The sequence below is a fragment of the Streptococcus oralis genome (genome assembly GCF_023109005.1).
In the GTDB taxonomy this organism is placed as follows: domain Bacteria; phylum Bacillota; class Bacilli; order Lactobacillales; family Streptococcaceae; genus Streptococcus; species Streptococcus oralis_BU.
The window spans coordinates 195,711-215,620 of the sequence record NZ_JALDTU010000002.1 but is presented as its reverse complement, the minus strand read 5'-3'; the positions used below and the strand labels follow the sequence as shown (position 1 = coordinate 215,620).

At 40.6% G+C, this 19,910-nt stretch carries 22 protein-coding genes and 2 pseudogenes; 23 read left to right on the top strand and 1 reads right to left on the bottom strand.

Annotated features, from left to right (window positions below):
- Positions 1–91: 91 nt before the first annotated feature.
- The 13 genes and pseudogenes from M1F56_RS03635 (at position 92) to M1F56_RS03575 (ending at position 10,313) form a co-directional block, all read left to right on the top strand.
- Positions 92–907 (top strand): annotated as a pseudogene (locus M1F56_RS03635) (EbhA).
- A gap of 113 nt (positions 908–1,020) precedes the next feature.
- Positions 1,021–1,257, top strand: coding sequence for a DUF2829 domain-containing protein (locus tag M1F56_RS03630; protein WP_000141913.1), 237 nt, complete (start codon positions 1,021–1,023; stop codon positions 1,255–1,257).
- A complete protein-coding gene (locus M1F56_RS03625; protein ID WP_247916885.1) occupies positions 1,250–1,948 on the top strand; it encodes a 3-oxoacyl-ACP reductase in 699 nt (232 codons plus the stop codon). The genes M1F56_RS03630 and M1F56_RS03625 overlap by 8 nt, the downstream gene beginning before the upstream one ends.
- Before the next feature lie 42 nt (positions 1,949–1,990).
- Positions 1,991–2,313, top strand: a pseudogene (locus M1F56_RS03620) (hypothetical protein).
- A gap of 17 nt (positions 2,314–2,330) precedes the next feature.
- A complete protein-coding gene (locus M1F56_RS03615) occupies positions 2,331–2,753 on the top strand; it encodes an SMI1/KNR4 family protein (RefSeq protein ID WP_247916884.1) in 423 nt (140 codons plus the stop codon).
- 17 nt (positions 2,754–2,770) lie between these two features.
- Positions 2,771–3,064: a hypothetical protein gene (locus M1F56_RS03610; RefSeq protein ID WP_348771651.1), complete on the top strand. Its 294-nt coding sequence runs from the start codon at positions 2,771–2,773 to the stop codon at positions 3,062–3,064.
- Positions 3,065–3,166: 102 nt separating this feature from the next.
- Positions 3,167–3,538 carry an Imm51 family immunity protein gene (locus M1F56_RS03605; protein WP_000568346.1) on the top strand — a complete coding sequence of 124 codons (372 nt, stop codon included), beginning with the start codon at positions 3,167–3,169 and terminating at the stop codon, positions 3,536–3,538.
- A gap of 61 nt (positions 3,539–3,599) precedes the next feature.
- Positions 3,600–4,205, top strand: coding sequence for a DUF6707 family protein (locus M1F56_RS03600; RefSeq protein WP_247916883.1), 606 nt, complete (start codon positions 3,600–3,602; stop codon positions 4,203–4,205).
- 43 nt (positions 4,206–4,248) lie between these two features.
- Positions 4,249–5,097, top strand: a complete 849-nt coding sequence (locus tag M1F56_RS03595) for a putative PEP-binding protein (RefSeq protein ID WP_247916882.1) — start codon at positions 4,249–4,251, stop codon at positions 5,095–5,097.
- Positions 5,094–5,534 (top strand): ASCH domain-containing protein, encoded by a 441-nt coding sequence (locus tag M1F56_RS03590; RefSeq protein ID WP_247916881.1) that lies wholly within the window; start codon positions 5,094–5,096, stop codon positions 5,532–5,534. The genes M1F56_RS03595 and M1F56_RS03590 overlap by 4 nt, the downstream gene beginning before the upstream one ends.
- A 122-nt stretch (positions 5,535–5,656) precedes the next feature.
- Positions 5,657–8,203, top strand: a complete 2,547-nt coding sequence (locus tag M1F56_RS03585) for a M1 family metallopeptidase (RefSeq protein WP_247916880.1) — start codon at positions 5,657–5,659, stop codon at positions 8,201–8,203.
- 108 nt (positions 8,204–8,311) lie between these two features.
- The gene (ciaR, locus tag M1F56_RS03580; protein ID WP_000590630.1) at positions 8,312–8,986 is read left to right on the top strand and encodes a two-component system response regulator CiaR; all 675 of its coding nucleotides are present in this window, start codon (positions 8,312–8,314) and stop codon (positions 8,984–8,986) included.
- A complete protein-coding gene (locus M1F56_RS03575; RefSeq protein WP_247916879.1) occupies positions 8,976–10,313 on the top strand; it encodes a sensor histidine kinase in 1,338 nt (445 codons plus the stop codon). The genes ciaR and M1F56_RS03575 overlap by 11 nt, the downstream gene beginning before the upstream one ends.
- 63 nt (positions 10,314–10,376) lie before the next feature.
- Here M1F56_RS03575 and M1F56_RS03570 read toward each other — a convergent pair whose 3' ends face one another.
- Complete coding sequence (locus M1F56_RS03570) at positions 10,377–10,661, bottom strand: DUF3270 domain-containing protein (RefSeq protein WP_007521610.1); 285 nt, start codon at positions 10,659–10,661, stop codon at positions 10,377–10,379.
- Positions 10,662–11,038: 377 nt separating this feature from the next.
- Here M1F56_RS03570 and M1F56_RS03565 point away from each other — a divergent pair, with 377 nt between their 5' ends.
- From M1F56_RS03565 to M1F56_RS03520, 10 genes are all read left to right on the top strand, one after another.
- The gene (locus M1F56_RS03565) at positions 11,039–12,094 is read left to right on the top strand and encodes an ABC transporter permease (protein ID WP_247916878.1); all 1,056 of its coding nucleotides are present in this window, start codon (positions 11,039–11,041) and stop codon (positions 12,092–12,094) included.
- 13 nt (positions 12,095–12,107) lie between these two features.
- Complete coding sequence (locus M1F56_RS03560) at positions 12,108–12,788, top strand: ABC transporter ATP-binding protein (RefSeq protein WP_247916877.1); 681 nt, start codon at positions 12,108–12,110, stop codon at positions 12,786–12,788.
- A 127-nt stretch (positions 12,789–12,915) separates the two neighbouring features.
- Positions 12,916–13,845 carry a peptidase U32 family protein gene (locus M1F56_RS03555; protein ID WP_247916876.1) on the top strand — a complete coding sequence of 310 codons (930 nt, stop codon included), beginning with the start codon at positions 12,916–12,918 and terminating at the stop codon, positions 13,843–13,845.
- A 105-nt stretch (positions 13,846–13,950) separates the two neighbouring features.
- Positions 13,951–14,634 carry a ribose-5-phosphate isomerase RpiA gene (gene rpiA / locus M1F56_RS03550; protein WP_247916875.1) on the top strand — a complete coding sequence of 228 codons (684 nt, stop codon included), beginning with the start codon at positions 13,951–13,953 and terminating at the stop codon, positions 14,632–14,634.
- 22 nt (positions 14,635–14,656) lie between these two features.
- Positions 14,657–15,868 carry a phosphopentomutase gene (locus M1F56_RS03545; RefSeq protein ID WP_247916874.1) on the top strand — a complete coding sequence of 404 codons (1,212 nt, stop codon included), beginning with the start codon at positions 14,657–14,659 and terminating at the stop codon, positions 15,866–15,868.
- A gap of 1 nt (position 15,869) precedes the next feature.
- Positions 15,870–16,427 carry a DUF1697 domain-containing protein gene (locus M1F56_RS03540; protein ID WP_084872945.1) on the top strand — a complete coding sequence of 186 codons (558 nt, stop codon included), beginning with the start codon at positions 15,870–15,872 and terminating at the stop codon, positions 16,425–16,427.
- Positions 16,427–17,236, top strand: a complete 810-nt coding sequence (locus tag M1F56_RS03535) for a purine-nucleoside phosphorylase (RefSeq protein ID WP_084872947.1) — start codon at positions 16,427–16,429, stop codon at positions 17,234–17,236. Before M1F56_RS03540 ends, M1F56_RS03535 begins: the two co-directional genes overlap by 1 nt.
- 4 nt (positions 17,237–17,240) lie before the next feature.
- Positions 17,241–17,951, top strand: coding sequence for a type 1 glutamine amidotransferase (locus M1F56_RS03530; protein WP_084873492.1), 711 nt, complete (start codon positions 17,241–17,243; stop codon positions 17,949–17,951).
- Between the two features lie 222 nt (positions 17,952–18,173).
- Positions 18,174–18,884 (top strand): purine-nucleoside phosphorylase, encoded by a 711-nt coding sequence (gene deoD / locus M1F56_RS03525; RefSeq protein WP_247916925.1) that lies wholly within the window; start codon positions 18,174–18,176, stop codon positions 18,882–18,884.
- 144 nt (positions 18,885–19,028) lie between these two features.
- On the top strand, positions 19,029–19,760 hold the full coding sequence (locus M1F56_RS03520) for an NAD-dependent protein deacylase (RefSeq protein WP_247916873.1): 732 nt from the start codon (positions 19,029–19,031) through the stop codon (positions 19,758–19,760).
- Positions 19,761–19,910 lie beyond the last annotated feature (150 nt).

Genomic DNA, 19,910 nt, shown 5'->3' with positions numbered 1-19,910 from the left:
CAAAAAGCCGTTGGAAAACGGTTTTTTTGTTGCTTGTTTTGATGTATTATAGTAAAATTGTGAAGATATTAAATACTTTTTGGAGATTGAAATGAAGAAAATAATAATGATATTGTCAATGTGTCTCATCATAGGAATTTCTGGCCTGGGCTACTATTTCTTGTCCTATGCGCCACATCAAGCTGCTGTAACTAAGTTTGAAGATGTAGTAAAGGATTTAAATGAAAAAAATAAAGAAGTTGAAGATCAAATAGCTGAGGCTGAAAAGGTTGTTGATAATGATGAAGAACCTCTTGATTCTAAGACATTGGAAGAATTGAAATCAACTATAAAGGATAGCAAAGATTCACTTCGTAAAGTACCAGAAATAGAGAAAGCGACTGCTAAGATTGAGAAGCAAATTGAAGAATTAAGTCAACCATTAGATTATAGTGAAACAAAAAAGAATTTATCTGAAAAATTGATTCACTATCAAAATAGCATTCTTCAATTAAAACAAATTACAAATCCTTCAAGTTCTTTTATTGAAGAAAGACTCAAAGAAATTGAATCAATTACTGGAGTATAATCTGTTACGGAGGATAATGACCCTAATAAAAAATTAAATAAACAAGGTGGGTATACAGCGTCTGTATATTTTGTTGACAAGCAAGTGAATGAATCTGTAGAAGGCTCAGATATTGTTCAAAAAGGTAATGATGCTGGTGGAAATATAGAGGTTTATAAGACAAAAGAAGATGCAGAAAAGCGCAATACTTATATTAGTGCTTTTGATGGAACTGCTTTAAATCCGGGATCCCACTATGTTTATGGAACTGTTTTAATTCGTACTTCACAGTATTTAACAGGAACGAAACAGAAAGAACTGACTGAGAAAATCTACAATAAATTAATTGAACTGAAATAATAAAAAAATTAGATAGCTATTTGTTTTATTGCACTAAGATACAGTCAAAAAGCCGTTGGAAAACGGTTTTTTGTTATAATTAAATTAATAATGTAGCATTAAAGGAGAACAACATGACTTTTGAAGAAATCTTGCCTGGATTAAAGGCTAAGAAAAAATATGTACGAACTGGTTGGGGAGGGGCTGAAAACTATGTGCAGCTTTTTGACACCATCGAGCAAAATGGGGTTGCACTTGAAGTGACGCCTTATTTCCTAATCAACGTGTCTGGAGAAGGGGAAGGTTTTTCCATGTGGAGCCCGACACCTTGTGATGTTTTGGCGACGGATTGGGTAGAAGTGCATGACTAGACGTGTATTGATTACGGGAGTGAGCTCAGGTATCGGACTTGCTCAAGCTCGCCTCTTTTTAGAGAAGGGTTATCAAGTTTATGGAGTTGACCAAGGCAACAATCCACTCTTAGAGGGTGATTTCCACTTTTTACAGAGGGATTTGACATTGGACTTGGAGCCTGTTTTTGACTGGTGTCCTCAGGTGGATGTTTTGTGCAATACTGCTGGAGTTTTGGATGCTTACAAACCACTTTTGGAACAGACAGCGCAGGAAATTCAAGAAATCTTTGAAATCAACTATGTGACTCCAGTTGAGATGACACGACATTATTTGACACAAATGTTGGAAAGTAAAAAGGGAATCATTATCAATATGTGTTCGATTGCTTCTAGCCTAGCTGGTGGAGGTGGTCACGCCTATACCTCGTCTAAGCATGCCTTAGCTGGCTTTACCAAGCAGTTGGCTCTAGACTATGCAGAAGCTGGGATTCAGGTCTTTGGTATCGCTCCGGGAGCGGTCAAGACAGCTATGACCGCTGCGGACTTTGAGCCAGGTGGGTTGGCTGACTGGGTGGCCAATGAAACGCCAATCAAGCGCTGGATTGAGCCAAGTGAAATTGCAGAAGTCAGTCTCTTTTTAGCTAGCGGTCACGCATCTGCCATGCAAGGACAAATTCTGACCATTGATGGTGGTTGGAGTTTGAAGTGATGCTTTGGTACAGTTTGCATTGTTCACTATTGGAGGTTAAAGATGGAACAAGATATATTTGGATTTGAGTTTCCAAGTTTCTACCATCAGTTTTTATTGGAATGGGACGAAGTGGAGGTGACTCAGGTATCTGTTTATATGCTAAGGAGGATCTCTTAGAGCGTAATGAGACCTATCAGATAGAAGTAGATGAACCAGACTTCTTTATGATTGGTCAAGAGGGAGATTTGGCCTACTTTATCAAGAAAAATGCTGATGATTGCATTTATGAAAATGATTTGGGTGCTTTGGGCTCTTTAGAAATGCAAAAAGTTGCTGCAACTGTCTATGACTTTATTGACAAGGTCTTAGAAAAAAGATTGTAAAAACCGGAGGGATAATTATGCTAAGAGCAACAGATGCGAATGAGCCAACTACAAGAGAAGATCTTTTACAATTTGAGAAGAATCTTGGAAAGAAATTGTCCGAATCCATGTTAAACTTTTATCTTCAGTACAATGGTGGTCAACCTTGTGTGTCTGGTGTTCATGATGACAAACATCTCTTTCCTTTCAATGCTTTTTATTCACTAGAGGAGATGGAGAAGGCCCTCAACTGGTTTGATGATGAGGTTGTTCCTGCCGGATTCCAGGCTAAAGACCTCCTTCATTTTGCTTATGATCCTGGGTCTGGCAACTATGCTCTGTCTCTAAGGAAAGAAGATTATGGCAAGGTTTACTACTATGTTTTAGAAGAAAGAGCCGAAATTTTTGGTCAATGGTTTTCATTTGAGGAATTTTTAAACTCTTTTGTAAAAGATGAGTAGAAATAAAAGGAGCAATCATGCGTAAACACCAATTCTTTTCACTAACAGATATTTTAGAGCAAGTTAAGTTAGAACAATGTACTCAGGATGACTTTTGCCTCTATGGCAATGATGAAGGGGATTTGGCTCTCGATAGCCTTTATCTGGTGTCGGATTATCCAGATGTAGTTGATGATAAAGATGTCTACCCTGTGGAAGTAGTAGAGAGAAATCTTAATCTGGTATATTATGGTGAGCATCTGATAGATGTCCTTCTAGTGCATTGGATGAAAAGCCAGACGCAAGCCCTGAATACTTGGTCGATGCCTTAATTTATTATAATCAACATGATACTTTTATTCCCTTTGCCTAGTAACTAAGCTGGATTTGCATAGTTCTATTAAACATAAGCGAATACAGTAAGGAGTCAAGAAATGATAGATTACAAAATGGTAAATAAAAAAATTTCACCTTTTAAATTTTTAGTCCATGATGAAGAGACACAAAGTGTTCGAGGGTCGCTCATTTATTATCCTGATGGAGAATACAGACAGGAAGTATTCGACACTCGGGAAGATGAGGGATTCGAAGGAAATGGGTACGATTGGGCATCTCTTGCTTTGATATTTTTAGAGGAAAAAATGCCTGAATTAAGCGAATCTATTGACTTTGATCCAGAAGGAAGTATGTTTTGTGCCTATTCTTCCAATATTGATGCCTTAGCAACATTTGCTTTAGGTTTTAAGGAGTTTTGCGACGATTCTGAGTCTATGATAGACTTGTTTAGTCGAGCAGAGTTAGATTAGCTGATTAGAAAAGCTTTAACTACTAGATATTTGACTAGGGAAAAGACACAAAGGAGTTAAGATGAAGCTGATAGAAGTATTTGAGCTAGTGGAAAATCATTCTGATTTAAAACCCTATGTAGAAAAAATATTAAAAAAGTACAAGAAGACCAACTGTTCCTATCTTGAGTCTCTTAATCACCTTGCTTATTTACTCTATCTATATGGTCAAAAAGAACTAGCTAAAAAGTTGTTAGATATTTTGCTACAAATTCCCTTTGAAGGAGATTATAATAGTTGGACCTTTGTTGAGAGTTCGATAGTCTTGTTGGCCTATATGGAAAAGCAGACGGAAAATCAGGTGTCCATCTATCAAAATCTCCTTTTAAGTCCACTAGATTCTGGGGAGGAATCAACTAGAAAAATAAGAAGGAGAGTACATCAGAGATTTTTGAATGGTGATACTTTGGAACAAAAGCTTGCAAAAATCGAGCAAGCTTCGACCTTTACATCTGAAATTGAATGGCGCTTACTTTACTTAGCAGACTTGTTAAAACTTCAGTTGTTTAGTGCGGAATCAACTCTGGACGAGGCGGATATCCAGTCTAAAATAGAAGAACAAATCGAAAGATTACAAAGCTTTATCAAGGAGCAAGGTATTGTTAGCTTTTTCCCTTTTAAGGGATGAGGAAGTGTGGCTAAATTTGAAGGATGGAAAGAGGTGAATGGCTATGAAAAACCAGCTAGCCCTTAGCGGCGAGAAAATCGCTGAAAAAGTTTATCCTCAGTTATTGCACCACGTCGGTATGATTCGTGGGGAATACTTACTGAGAGAGCTCAATCAAAACATCCTATTAGCAAGTTGTCAGCAATTTATAAAAGATTATCTAAACACCATTTGCTCCTTGTACTCAGGCGAAGAAGTCTGGTATCGTTTTTCAGAATTAACGAATACAGAAGCTAATTGTCTCGAGGGGACTAAAGAGTATTTTGATGAAAATCATCCCTTGTTTGGATACAGAGGAACTAGGCGTTTACTGGCGTGTCCGGATGAATTTCAGGCTGAGGCAAATGTCGTTACAGAAGTTTATCAAACAAATCCCAATCTGTCTGTTATTTTTCCTTTTGTCAATGATGCCGACCAATTAAAACAAGCTATTAGAGTATTGCGTGAGTATGGTTTTACTGGAAAAGTCGGCACAATGATTGAATTACCGTCAGCTTATTTTGACTTGGACAGGATACTGGAAACTGGTATTTCAAAGATTATAGTTGGAATGAATGATTTGACTTCTTTTGTTTTTGCGACTGTGAGAAATAGTCAATGGCATGATATAGAAAGTCCCATTATGTTGGATATGCTAAGACAGATGCAGGATAAAGCAAGGATGAAAAAAATTAACTTTGCTGTAGCAGGCTATCTGAATGCCTCTTTCATACAACAAATGAATCAGATGGGTATCAAATGCATTATCCACTACAGTTCTATTCCAGAGATTTTTAATTTAGAGATTGACCATCCAGACCACCTCAAACGTGTAAAAGAAGAAAGTAAAAAATTACAAAGGAGCAACCCATGACACCGCAAGAAATGTGGAATGCATACAAGAAAATTAACCCCTCTATCGGAGATGAAATCGATGCTTGGGCTTTTGGAGTGGAACCAGACCTTTTAGCGGATTTGGTTTTAAGAGGCGAAAAAACAGCAACAGCTTCAGCCTACGATCTCTACGCACTAGAAGATGAACCCCTTCCGCAAGAAGGGACATTTGATGTCATTTTAGACAGTCAAAATCAGGCTGTCTGTATTGTCGAAATTACAAAGGTTTATGTCCAGTCCTTCAATCAAGTTTCTGCTCAACATGCCTTTAAGGAAGGGGAAGGTGACAAATCCCTAGCCTATTGGCGTCAGGTTCATGAGGACTGTTTCGCCGAGTGGCTGAGGGAGGCTGGGCTGACTTTTACGCCTGACAGCAAGGTTGTTTTAGAAGAATTTCGCAAGGTCTACCCTCTGTAGACAGATAGAAGGAAGAAAGTTTTGGAAATTGCCGTCCAATCCTTTTTTCTTAAGCAAAACATGATATAATAAGTTTGTTTAAAGAAGAGCAGTAGCTCTTAAACTTAGAATAGGAGAAAACTATGCAAGCAGTTGAACATTTTATTAAGCAATTTGTTCCTGAACATTATGATTTATTTTTAGACTTGAGTCGTGAGACCAAGACGTTTTCTGGGAAGGTGACCATTACTGGTCAAGCACAGAGTGACCGTATTTCCCTTCACCAAAAAGACTTGGAAATCGCTTCTGTAGATGTTGCGGGTCAAGCTCGTCCATTTACAGTGGATCATGAAAATGAAGCCCTTCATATCGAATTGGCTGAGGCAGGTCAAGTTGAAATAGTCATCGCTTTTTCAGGAAAAATCACAGACAACATGACAGGGATTTATCCTTCTTACTACACTGTTGATGGTGTCAAGAAGGAAGTCTTGTCTACGCAGTTCGAGAGCCATTTTGCGCGTGAAGCCTTCCCATGTGTGGATGAGCCAGAAGCCAAAGCAACCTTTGATCTCGCTCTTCGTTTTGACCAAGCAGAAGGTGAATTGGCCTTGTCAAACATGCCAGAGACTGACGTTGAAAACCGTAAGGAAACAGGCATCTGGAAGTTTGAAACAACACCTCGCATGTCTTCTTACTTGTTGGCTTTTGTCGCTGGTGATTTGCAAGGAGTAACAGCTAAAACTAAAAATGGTACTCTTGTAGGTGTCTACTCGACGAAAGCTCACCCCTTATCTAACCTTGATTTCTCTTTGGATATCGCTGTTCGCTCCATTGAGTTTTACGAAGATTACTACGGAGTTAGGTACCCAATCCCTCAATCTCTTCATATCGCCCTCCCTGACTTCTCAGCAGGTGCTATGGAAAACTGGGGTCTGGTGACCTACCGTGAAGTATACTTGGTTGTGGATGAGAACTCTACCTTTGCCAGTCGTCAACAGGTAGCCCTTGTCATTGCCCATGAGCTTGCTCACCAATGGTTTGGTAACCTCGTGACTATGAAATGGTGGGATGACCTCTGGCTCAATGAAAGCTTCGCTAACATGATGGAATACGTCTGTGTCGATGCCATCGAACCAAGTTGGAATATCTTTGAAGACTTCCAAACAGGTGGTGTTCCAGCGGCACTTAAACGCGATGCGACTGATGGCGTTCAGTCTGTTCACGTTGAAGTCAAACACCCGGATGAAATCAATACTCTCTTTGACGGAGCTATCGTCTATGCCAAAGGAAGCCGTCTCATGCACATGCTTCGTCGTTGGCTCGGCGATGCTGATTTTGCTAAAGGTTTGCATGCCTACTTTGAAAAGCACCAATATGGAAATACCATTGGTCGTGACCTTTGGAATGCTCTTGGACAAGCGTCAGGCCGTGATGTCGCAGCCTTCATGGATTCTTGGTTGGAGCAACCTGGTTACCCAGTCCTTACTGTCAAAGTTGAAAATGATGTCTTGAAGATTTCGCAAAAACAATTCTTTATCGGTGAGCACGAAGACAAGAACCGCCTCTGGGTGATGCCACTCAACAGCAACTGGAAAGGTCTGCCTGATACACTTGAAACTGAAAGTATCGAAATCCCTGGCTACGCTGCTCTTCTTGCTGAAAATAAAGGAGCCCTTCGTCTCAACACTGAAAATACAGCCCACTACATTACCGACTATCAAGGAGACTTGTTAGATGCCGTTCTTGCTGATCTAGAGACACTTGATAACACAAGCAAACTGCAAATCGTCCAAGAACGACGTTTGCTTGCTGAAGCAGGTCATATTTCTTATGCAGACTTGCTCCCAGTCCTTGATAAACTAGCTAAGGAAGAGTCTTACTTGGTAGTTTCAGCTGTATCTCAAGTGATTGCTGCCCTTGAGCGCTTTATCGATGAAGGAACAGAAACTGAGAAAGCCTTTAACACACTCGTTGCTAAATTGGCTCGTCACAACTATGACCGTCTTGGTTTTGAAGCCAAAGATGGTGAATCAGATGAAGACGAATTGGTTCGTCAGTTGACCATTTCCATGATGATTCGGTCAAATGATGCAGAAGCTAGTCAAGTCGCTAGCCAAATCTTTGCAGCTTACAAGGATAATCTTGCAGGACTTCCAGCAGCAATCCGTGCTCAAGTTCTCATCAATGAGATGAAACACCATGAGACCAAAGACTTGGTTGCAACTTATCTGGACCTCTACACTCATACGACGGATGCGGTCTTCAAACGTCAGTTGGCTGCGGCTCTTGCCTACAGTACAGATGCTGACAATATCCAAACCTTGATTCGTTCATGGAAGGATAAGTTTGTTGTGAAACCACAAGACTTGTCTGCTTGGTATTACCAGTTCCTAGATCATCAAACAACCCAAGAAACTGTTTGGGTATGGGCACGTGAAAACTGGGCTTGGATTAAGGCAGCCCTCGGTGGAGATATGAGCTTTGATAGCTTTGTTATCCTTCCTGCTCATGTATTTAAGACAGAGCAACGCTTGGTGGAGTACAAGGAATTCTTTGAGCCACAGCTCTCTGACCTTGCTCTTAGCCGAAACATCCGCATGGGGATCAAGGATATCGCAGCGCGTGTTGACTTGATTAAGCGTGAGAAAGCAGCAGTAGAAACTGTTGTAGCTCAATATGCCAAAGCTTAATTCGTTCGAAATGTAAATAAAAACTCAACTTTCTATCTGAAAATAAGAGAGAGTTGAGTTTTTTTAAGGCAATTTTGGTATAATAATCATAACAAGGAGGAGTTTCTGATGATAAAAATCTTATTAGTAGAAGATGACCTAGGCCTGTCAAACTCAGTATTTGACTTTTTAGATGATTTTGCAGATGTCATGCAGGTCTTTGATGGAGAAGAAGGTCTCTACGAAGCTGAAAGTGGCGTTTATGATTTGATTCTGCTTGACCTAATGTTGCCTGAAAAAAATGGCTTCCAAGTTTTGAAAGAATTGCGTGAAAAAGGAATTACGACACCTGTCCTTATCATGACTGCCAAAGAGAGTTTGGATGATAAGGGACATGGTTTTGAGTTGGGGGCGGATGACTACCTCACTAAACCTTTCTACCTAGAAGAACTCAAAATGCGGATTCAAGCCCTTCTCAAACGTTCAGGCAAGTTTAACGAAAATACCTTGACCTATGGAGATATTGTCGTCAACCTTTCAACGAATGAAGTAAAAGTGGAAGATACTCCTGTGGAACTGCTTGGAAAAGAGTTTGAGTTATTGGTTTACTTCCTTCAAAATCAAAATGTCATTCTTCCCAAGACACAAATTTTTGACCGTCTATGGGGATTTGATAGCGATACGACTATTTCCGTTGTGGAAGTCTATGTCTCAAAAGTTCGTAAGAAATTGAAGGGGACAGCCTTTGCTGAAAATCTTCAAACCTTGCGTAGTGTCGGGTATATTTTAAAAGATGTTCAATAAACTAAGAAAAACATGGTATGCAGATGATTTCAGCTATTTCATTCGAAACTTTGGAGTGTTCACTCTGATTTTCTCTGCTATGACCTTGATTATCCTCCAGGTCATGCACTCGAGTCTCTACACTTCTGTAGATGAAAAACTACAAGCCCTTAGCACTAGCCCTCAAGCTGTTATCCAATTAGCCCTTAATCGGGCAACTGAAGAAGTCAAAGATATTCAACCAGCAACAGCGGATGCCAGCAAGGCTGAAATCAAACCAAATGTCAGCTCCAATACGGAAGTCTTGCTCTTTGATAAGGATTTTAACCAACTCTTACTGGGCAATCGCTTTTTAGGTTTGGACAAGATCAAGCTGGACAAGAAAGAGTTGAATCACATTCGGCAAATTCAAGTTGTCAATAGCTACGGTCAGGAAGAAACCTACCGGATGATCTTGATGGAAACCAATTCATCCACTGTTTCAAGCAATGTCAAATATGCGGCGGTTTTAATCAATACTAGCCAGCTTGAGCAAATCAGCCAAAACCACGAGCATTTAATTGTTGTAGTCATGGCTAGTTTCTGGCTCCTGTCTTTAATTGCCAGTGTTTACCTAGCACGTGTCAGTGTCAAACCCTTGCTGGAAAGCATGCAAAAGCAGAAGTCCTTTGTTGAAAATGCGAGTCACGAACTGAGAACGCCCTTGGCTGTTTTACAAAATCGTTTAGAGACTCTCTTTCGAAAACCAGAAGCGACGATTATGGAATCCAGCGAAAGCATTGCTTCTAGTCTTGAAGAAGTTCGCAACATGCGTTTCCTCACGACAAGTCTTCTCAATCTTGCACGTCGAGATGATGGAATCAAACCAGAAATAGCAGAAGTTTCTCCACAATTCTTTAAAACAACCTTTGCTAACTATGAATTGATTGCTTCTGAAAATGATCGTGTTTTTGAATATGAAAATCGGATTTATCGTCCCTTCATGACCGATCAGTTGCTCCTAAAACAGCTCATGACTATCTTGTTTGATAATGCTATCAAGTATACTGAAGAAGATGGAAAAATTGAGTTTGTGGTCCATGCTACGGATCGCCACCTCTATCTATCAGTAACGGATAACGGAATTGGGATCTCAGCTGCCGATAAGAAGAAAATCTTTGACCGCTTTTATCGTGTAGACAAGGCGAGAACCCGTCAGAAAGGTGGTTTTGGTCTAGGACTATCTTTGGCCAAGCAGATCGTAGATGCCTTACGAGGAACGATTACCGTTAAAGATAACAAACCTAGAGGAACGATTTTTGAAGTTAAAATTGCTATCCAATCTCCTCCCAAACGTAAGAATAAATAAAAAGACAGTTTTAAAACTGTCTTTTTTGTTAACTAGAAAAGAGGTTGGTAGTGGTACCAACCTTTATTTTGAAATTTTTCGTTTAATAATCTTTCGTTGGAGTTGGAGGAGTGTCAAGCTTGCCCCCATAGCAGCAATAAATGATAAAGCTGTATTTAATTTTAAAGCTAAAAAGATAAAGCTAAAAAGTACCATAAAAATACAAAAACAAGCAATATTTACAAAAAATAAAATCTCTTTTAGGTTAGGGCCGACTGGGGCTTCTGGTGTATAATCTTGATAAAGCGGAGCTTGATTCGATTCGGGAGTTTGTTCAAACTCATAGGCTTCTAATTTTCTTGCGGGCATAATTCTCTCCTTAACAGTACATAACTATTTTATCATTTTTTATGTAGAGAATTATTACAGAATTGTTACAAAACTACTAAAGTCTTATATCATCTTCTAAGTTGCTTTTCTTGACACCCACTAGGGAAAGTGATAGCATGGGTGTTACACTTGAAACAGATGACCTGACCTTCTCTATTATAAATATACTGAGGAAGGGATAACTTATATAAATTGATAGCAAGCAAGTGCTTTTCCTAAGATAATTTGTTGAGTTGCTACCGTGATTCTTTGTAAAAGAGGTAGGAGTTGTTTTGAATGGATGATAAGACAGAGATGCTGTCTATTGGACTGGGTAGCATTTTGCTACCTCTGGGGAAAAGTTAAAGGAGATAAGCATGTATCTTGCTATCAAAGAAATATTACGAAACAAACTTCGATATAGTTTGATTCTCACTACCATTTTTCTTATCGCTTTTATGGTCTTTTTTATGACCAGTTTAGCTCTTGGTCTTGTACGTAACAACCGAGCCGCTATTGATAACTGGCAAGCGACGGGTGTGGTTTTATCTGACTACGCAAATGATAATTTGACGGCATCTTTTATTCCTGAAAAGGACTACAAGGAGAAGAGTTATAAAGAGGCTGCTCCCCTGGGCTATATGTTCGCTGTGACTAATCTAGTCGATGATAGTGAAAAGGTCAATGTTTCCATCTTTGCTCAAGAGTGGGACTCTTTTATCTCTCCGAGTCTGATTGAGGGCCGTTATCCTGAAGGGAATGATGAGGTTGTCGTGGATCAGTCCTTTGAGAATTATGGGATTAGGCTAGGTGATGCCATTCAGCTCAATGGAAATGAGACAAGTTACAAGATTGTAGGCTTGACTCAAGGAAATAAATTTTTCACCGAGCCTGTTGTCTTTACGAGTCTGACAACTTATTGGACCTTACAAGGAACCTTGAAAGCCAATCGTTCCATCTCTGCCTTGGTATTGAAAAATGATATAGAAGTGGCTGGAGACAGACTGAAACAGATTTCCATTCCAAAAATGATTTCGAAAATTCCTGGTTACACACCTCAGGTGAATGTATTTTCAGGAATGATTCTTGCTATGATTGTTATCACAGGCTTGATTGTGGGGATTTTTGTTTATATCATTACCATCCAAAAACTTGGACTTTATGGAATAATGCGAGCTCAAGGAATACAGATCAAAATCATTGTATGGTCCCTTTTCTGTCAAATCTTCCTTTTGTCTGGTATGGGAATTGCTCTAGCCTTGCTAGCTATCGGAGGAGTGATTTTAGTCTTACCAGCTACCTTCTTTTTCTATCCAAGTTGGATAGCTTACTCCGTCCTAAGCTTGGTAATTTCCTTGATGGCCCTTCTAGGTGGTGTCATTTCACTTCCACGCTTGCTAAAGGTGGACCCGATTACTGCGATTGCAGAGTGATAAGGAGAATAGTATGACAGCATTGATTGAAATGACTCAAGTGACAAAAACCTACGGGGAAGGAAAGATGAAAGTCGTAGCCCTGCATGAGACGAATTTTCAGCTAAATGCAGGAGAGTTCGTGGCTATCGTTGGGCCTTCAGGTTCTGGAAAGACGACCTTTCTAACAACTCTAGGACAACTACAAGAAGCATCAAGTGGAAAGATTCTAGTCAAGGGGAAGGAAACAGGCGGTTTGACGGAGAAGGAAAAAACAGATCTCCGTTTTAGAGAGTTTGGGTTCATTCTCCAGGCTTCAAACTTAATTCCTTTTCTAACGGTCAAGGAACAGCTGGATTTGATAGACAGACTAGATAAGGGAAAAAATAGGAAAAGTGACCGAAAAGAGCTGTTTGAGTTGTTGGATTTGGAAAAAGTAAAAGATCATTATCCAAAGGCCCTATCGGGTGGCGAACGTCAACGTGCGGCGATTGCTAGAGCGCTCTATAACAATCCAAGTATTGTGCTTGCAGATGAGCCGACAGCCAGTCTAGACACCCAGCGTGCCTACCAAGTAACGGAGATGCTGGCTGCCATTGCTCATGAACAAGGTAGAGGAGTTGTCATGATTACGCATGATACTCGCCTTCTTGATAAGGTTGACCGTATTTATGTCATGAATGATGGCCACCTAGTTGAAAAAACACATGCATAAAAAAGAGAGTGGACGGTGCTGGTTACTGTTCACTTTTTGATTGCAAACTTTAAAAAATGACTTTGACTTTTTATAAAACTCCTTGTATTCATAGCTGATTTTTGAGAATTGTGGTATAATTTTCCTTATGGAAAAGATTATCATTACAGCAACTGCTGAAAGTATTGAACAAGTTGAACAACTACTCGAAGCTGGCGTAGATCGTATCTATGTTGGTGAGAAAGATTTTGGCCTTCGTCTGCCAACAACCTTTAGTTATGAAGAGTTGCGCACCATCGCTAAGCTCGTTCATGATGCGGGTAAGGAATTAATAGTTGCAGTCAACGCCCTCATGCACCAAGATATGATGGACCGTATCAAGCCCTTCCTAGACTTCTTGGAAGAAATCAAGACAGACTATATCACTGTTGGAGATGCAGGTGTCTTTTACGTGGTAAACCGTGATGGCTATTCCTTTAAGACTATCTACGATGCTTCAACCATGGTGACGAGTAGCCGTCAGATTAACTTCTGGGGCCAAAAGGCAGGAGCCTCTGAAGCGGTCCTGGCGCGTGAAATTCCATCTGCTGAACTCTTCAAGATGCCAGAGATTTTGGAAATTCCTGCTGAAGTCTTGGTTTACGGAGCTAGCGTCATCCATCATTCTAAGCGTCCGCTCTTACAAAACTACTATAACTTCACGCATATCGATGACGAAAAGACGCGTAAACGTGACCTCTTCTTAGCAGAACCGAGTGACCCTGAGAGCCATTATTCCATCTTTGAAGACAATCATGGTACCCACATCTTTGCAAATAACGACCTTGATTTGATGACCAAATTGACAGAATTGGTGGAGCATGGTTTTACTCACTGGAAGCTAGAGGGGCTTTACACACCTGGTCAGAATTTTGTAGAAATTGCCAAACTCTTTGTCCAAGCACGCAGCTTGATTCAAGAGGGGAATTTCAGCCGTGACCAAGCCTTCTTATTAGATGAGGAAGTGCGCAAGTTACACCCTAAAAACCGTTTCCTCGACACAGGATTCTATGATTACGATCCAGATATGGTTAAATAGGACATAAAAACCCGAAATAAAAATGTTCGGGTTTTTCCAGTGTATTCATGAAATAAAAACGGATACATGTTATAATAAAAATAGCTCTTTAATGGAGGTGTTTGAGTGGAAAATCTGAAGAAAATGGCAGGTATCAAGGCTGCTGAGTTTGTCAAGGATGGCATGGTAGTCGGACTTGGAACGGGCTCTACTGCCTACTATTTCGTAGAAGAAATCGGTCGTCGGATTAAGGAAGAAGGTTTGCAGATTACTGCTGTAACGACTTCCAGTGTGACCGGTAAACAGGCTGAAGGTCTTAACATCCCGCTCAAGTCGATTGATCAAGTAGACTTTGTCGATGTGACGGTTGACGGGGCGGATGAAGTAGATAGCCAGTTTAACGGAATCAAAGGCGGTGGTGGTGCCCTTCTGATGGAGAAGGTTGTCGCAACGCCCTCAAAAGAATACATTTGGGTGGTGGATGAAAGCAAACTGGTCAAGAAACTAGGTGCTTTTAAATTGCCAGTAGAAGTGGTTCAGTATGGCGCAGAACAGGTCTTTCGTCGGTTTGAGCGAGCTGGCTACAAACCAAGTTTCCGTGAAAAAGACAGCCAACGTTTTGTGACCGATATGCAGAACTTTATCATTGACCTAGCCTTGGATGTCATTGAAGATCCAATTACTTTCGGACAAGAATTGGACCATGTCGTTGGTGTCGTAGAGCATGGCTTGTTCAACCAAATGGTGGATAAGGTCATCGTAGCGGGACGAGATGGTGTTCAGATTTTAACTTCAAAAAAAGCAAACTAATCAAAAAATAAGGAGACAGACTATGTCAAAATTTAATCGTATTCACTTGGTTGTACTGGATTCTGTGGGAATCGGTGCTGCACCAGATGCCAATAACTTTGTCAATGCAGGGGTTCCAGATGGAGCTTCTGACACACTAGGACACATTTCCAAAACAGTTGGTTTGAATGTGCCAAACATGGCTAAAATCGGTCTAGGAAATATTCCTCGCGAAACTCCTCTAAAGACTGTACCAGCTGAAAGCAATCCAACAGGATATGCAACAAAATTGGAAGAAGTTTCCCTTGGTAAGGATACCATGACTGGTCACTGGGAAATCATGGGACTCAACATTACCGAGCCTTTCGATACTTTCTGGAACGGATTCCCAGAAGAAATCCTGACAAAGATCGAAGAATTTTCAGGACGTAAGGTCATTCGTGAAGCCAACAAACCTTACTCAGGTACAGCTGTTATCGATGATTTCGGACCACGTCAAATGGAAACTGGGGAGTTGATTATCTATACTTCAGCTGACCCTGTTTTGCAAATTGCTGCCCACGAAGACATCATTCCTTTGGATGAATTGTACCGTATCTGTGAATACGCTCGTTCGATTACACTTGAACGTCCTGCCCTTCTAGGTCGTATCATTGCCCGTCCATATGTAGGTGAACCAGGTAACTTCACTCGTACAGCTAATCGTCGTGACTTGGCCGTATCTCCATTTGCACCAACCGTTTTGGATAAATTGAACGAAGCTGGCATCGATACTTACGCTGTTGGAAAAATCAACGATATCTTTAACGGTGCAGGGATCAATCATGACATGGGCCACAACAAGTCAAACAGCCACGGAATTGATACATTATTGAAGACCATGGGACTTGCTGAGTTTGAAAAAGGATTCTCCTTCACAAACTTGGTGGACTTTGATGCTCTTTACGGCCACCGTCGTAATGCTCATGGTTACCGTGATTGTTTGCATGAGTTTGATGAACGCTTGCCTGAAATTATCGCAGCTATGAAAGAGAACGACCTTCTCTTGATTACTGCGGACCATGGAAATGACCCAACCTATGCAGGAACAGACCACACTCGTGAATATATCCCACTTTTAGCATACAGCCCTAGCTTTAAAGGAAATGGTGTCATTCCAGTTGGACATTTCGCAGATATCTCAGCGACAGTTGCCGATAACTTTGGTGTGGAAACTGCCATGATTGGTGAAAGTTTCTTAGATAAATTGGTATAAGATGACACACTATGCTTTACTGGTTAGGGGCATTAATGTCGGTGGGAAGAATAAGGTTGTTATGTCGCAACTTCGTCAAGAACTGATAGAGTTGGGACTGGAAAAGGTTGAAACCTACATCAACAGTGGCAACATTTTCTTTACTTCGATAGCTCCCAAAGCCCAATTGGTTGAAAAGTTAGAGGCTTTCTTTGAAATCCATTATCCGTTTATTCAGAGCTTTTCTTTGCTGAGTCAGGAAGATTATGAAGCAGAGCTGAAGAATCTGCCTGAATGGTGGACCAAAGATTTGGCACGAAAGGATGTGCTCTTCTACACGGAGAGCTTGGATGTGGCTCAAGTCATTGAGAAAGTTGAAAGTTTGGAACTGAAAGATGAAGTGGTTCATTTTGGAAGACTTGGGATTTTCTGGGGGAAATTCTCTGAAGAATCCTACTATGCAACTGCCTATCACAAGTACTTGCTCAAGATACCTTTTTATCGCAACATCACCATTCGCAATGCTAAAACTTTTGACAAAATCGGTCAACTGCTAAAAAATAATAAAGGAGACACATAATGACATTTTTAGATAAGATCCAAGAAACAGCTGCTTTTCTGAAAGATAAAGGAATCCAAGCGCCTGAGTTCGGTTTAATCCTTGGATCAGGACTTGGAGAATTGGCAGAAGAAATCGAAAATCCAGTTGTAGTAGACTATGCTGAGATTCCAAACTGGGGCCGTTCGACAGTCGTCGGACACGCTGGTAAATTGGTATATGGAGAACTTGCAGGTCGAAAAGTCTTGGCTCTTCAAGGTCGTTTCCATTTCTACGAAGGAAATCCTCTTGAAGTCGTGACTTTTCCAGTACGTGTGATGAAAGTTCTCGGATGTGAAGGTGTCATTGTAACCAATGCAGCTGGAGGTATTGGATTTGGTCCTGGTACCTTGATGGCTATCTCAGACCATATCAATATGACGGGGCAAAACCCATTGATGGGTGAAAACTTGGATGATTTTGGTCCACGTTTCCCAGATATGTCTAAAGCCTACACTCCAGAATACCGTGCTACTGCTCATGAAGTGGCTAAAAAACTCGGTATCAAGCTTGATGAAGGTGTCTATATTGGTGTAACCGGTCCGACTTATGAAACACCTGCAGAAATTCGTGCCTATAAGACATTGGGAGCAGATGCAGTTGGTATGTCCACTGTTCCTGAAGTTATTGTGGCAGCCCACTCAGGCTTGAAAGTTCTCGGTATTTCATGTATTACTAACCATGCTGCAGGATTCCAAGAAGAACTTAACCACGAGGAAGTTGTGGAAGTGACAGAGCGTGTCAAAGGTGACTTCAAAGGCTTGGTTAAAGCTATTCTTGCAGAATTGTAATGTCATGAGAGTTCACTTTATTTTACATGAGACATTTGAGGTTCCAGGTGCATATCTAAAATGGGCTCTAGAACGAGGTCATCAAATTACATCAACAAAGGTTTATGAAAAAGAACCTCTTCCTGAAACAATTGACGGGATTGATTTTCTGATTGTTATGGGTGGTCCTCAATCACCTGATGAGGATAGAGAAAACTTCCCATACTATGATCCAAAGGCTGAGCTTGCTTTTATGAAAGAAGCGATTGCTGCAGATATTTATATTGTTGGTGTCTGTCTTGGTGCGCAGCTCCTGTCTGTTGCCTATGGTGCGAAGTATGAACATAGTCCAGAGCGCGAGATCGGCGTTTATCCTGTGACATTGACGATGCAAGGTCTAACAGATTCTCATGTCAGCTTGTTCGAAAAAACCTTAGAAACCGGCCACTGGCACGGTGATATGCCAGGGCTGACAGAGGATGCTGTCGTCCTGGCGACCAGTCAAGGTTGTCCACGCCAAATTATTCGCTTTAGTCCGAAACATTATGCCTTTCAGGCTCATTTGGAATTTGATCCAGACGCAGTAGAATTATTGATTGCTGCGGATGGTGAGGAGCAATTAAGAGAGCAAAGTGAAAAGTTCACTTTCGTTCAAACACCAGAAGAATTACGTAGAAACGATTACTCTGAAATGAATGCAAAACTGTATGCATTTTTAGATTCATTGGTAAACTAGGAACTGCAGAAAGGCAGAGTATCTGAGTTATAGTCAAACTCGGGCTAACTATTCTGCGAAATATTTAAATTTAAAATCAAGAAAGAAAGGATGGGTAAACCGTATTTGTTGAACTGAATACGGGCGGAGAACTGTGTAAAAAAGATAAACTGTCTAGCATCTGCGATGCTTCGTCAGTTTCCTATGTTTACATTGTTCTCTGTCGCCCTTTATATCTTAACTATGTCTATCCATATTGCTGCTCAGCAGGGTGAAATTGCTGATAAAATTCTTCTTCCGGGGGATCCTCTTCGTGCTAAGTTTATTGCGGAGAATTTCCTTGAAGATGCTGTTTGTTTTAACGAAGTGCGTAACATGTTTGGTTACACTGGTACTTATAAGGGTCACCGTGTATCTGTCATGGGAACTGGTATGGGGATGCCGTCTATTTCGATTTATGCGCGTGAGTTGATTGTGGACTACGGTGTGAAAAAATTGATCCGTGTGGGAACTGCGGGTTCGTTAAATGAGGATGTTCATGTCCGTGAATTGGTTTTGGCACAAGCAGCTGCAACCAACTCAAACATCATCCGTAACGACTGGCCACAGTATGATTTCCCACAAATCGCTAGCTTTGATTTGCTAGACAAGGCCTACCATATCGCCAAAGATCTCGGTATGACCACCCACGTTGGGAACGTCTTGTCATCAGATGTCTTTTACTCAAACTACTTTGAAAAGAACATCGAGCTTGGTAAATGGGGAGTTAAGGCTGTGGAAATGGAAGCAGCAGCTCTTTACTATCTTGCTACCCAACATCACGTTGATGCACTTGCTATCATGACCATTTCTGATAGCTTGGTCAATCCAGATGAAGATACCACTGCAGAAGAACGCCAAAATACCTTCACCGATATGATGAAGGTTGGATTGGAAACATTGATTGCAGAGTAATCAGAGAATAGCTTTTCAATTACATTAGTTACAAGAACTGTTGTAAGTGATTTATTTTCAATATCTAAGCAATGATAAAGAAAGAGTTGAAAATCCAACTATTGATTTTCAACTTTTTTAGAACCCAACTTAAGGAGAGATGTGATGGATAAAATAGAACTATTACAAGATTTGATTGATAAAAGCCACAGAATAGTCTTTTTCGGAGGGGCAGGAGTGTCAACCGAGTCTAATATCCCAGATTTTCGTAGTTCAGATGGTGTTTATAGTCATCAGTTAGGCCGTCATTTTACGGCAGAGCAACTCGTTTCTCGGACCATGTTTGAGCGCTATCCAGAAGATTTTTTTGACTTTTATAAGAAATACCTGATTTATCCAGAAGCCAAGCCTAATGCTGCTCATACTTATCTAGCTGCTTTGGAAAAGACAGGCAAGCTAAAGGCTGTTGTGACACAAAATATTGATAGTCTTCATGAAATGGCAGGCTCCCAAAAGGTCTTTAAATTGCATGGGAGCGCGGACCGAAATTACTGCTTAGGTTGTCAACGTTTCTATAACTTGACTGGTTTTCTGGCCCTCGAGGGACCTGTTCCCCACTGCCTAGACTGTGGCAAGGTGGTCAAGCCTGACGTGACCTTGTATGAAGAATCACTTGACATGGATGTCTTTAGCCAAGCTGCACAAGCTATTCGGCAAGCTGACTTGCTGATTATTGGTGGGACTTCCTTAGTTGTTTATCCCGCAGCTAGCCTAGTAAACTATTTTTCTGGGACAAATCTGGTCCTTATCAATAAAACCAGTACTCCACAAGACAGCCAAGCTACATTGGTCATTGAAGGCAAGATAGGAGAAGTATTTTCGAAATTGAGACAATAAAAGAATTTTAGAAGATAGAAAAATATCTCATTTATTGACCACTATCTCGCTCTTTAATGGTTATTAAAAACTGGCTGAGAAAATCAAAACACCTTCACCGATATGATGAAGGTTGCTTTGGAAACTTTGATTGCAGAGTAAATTTGTAAT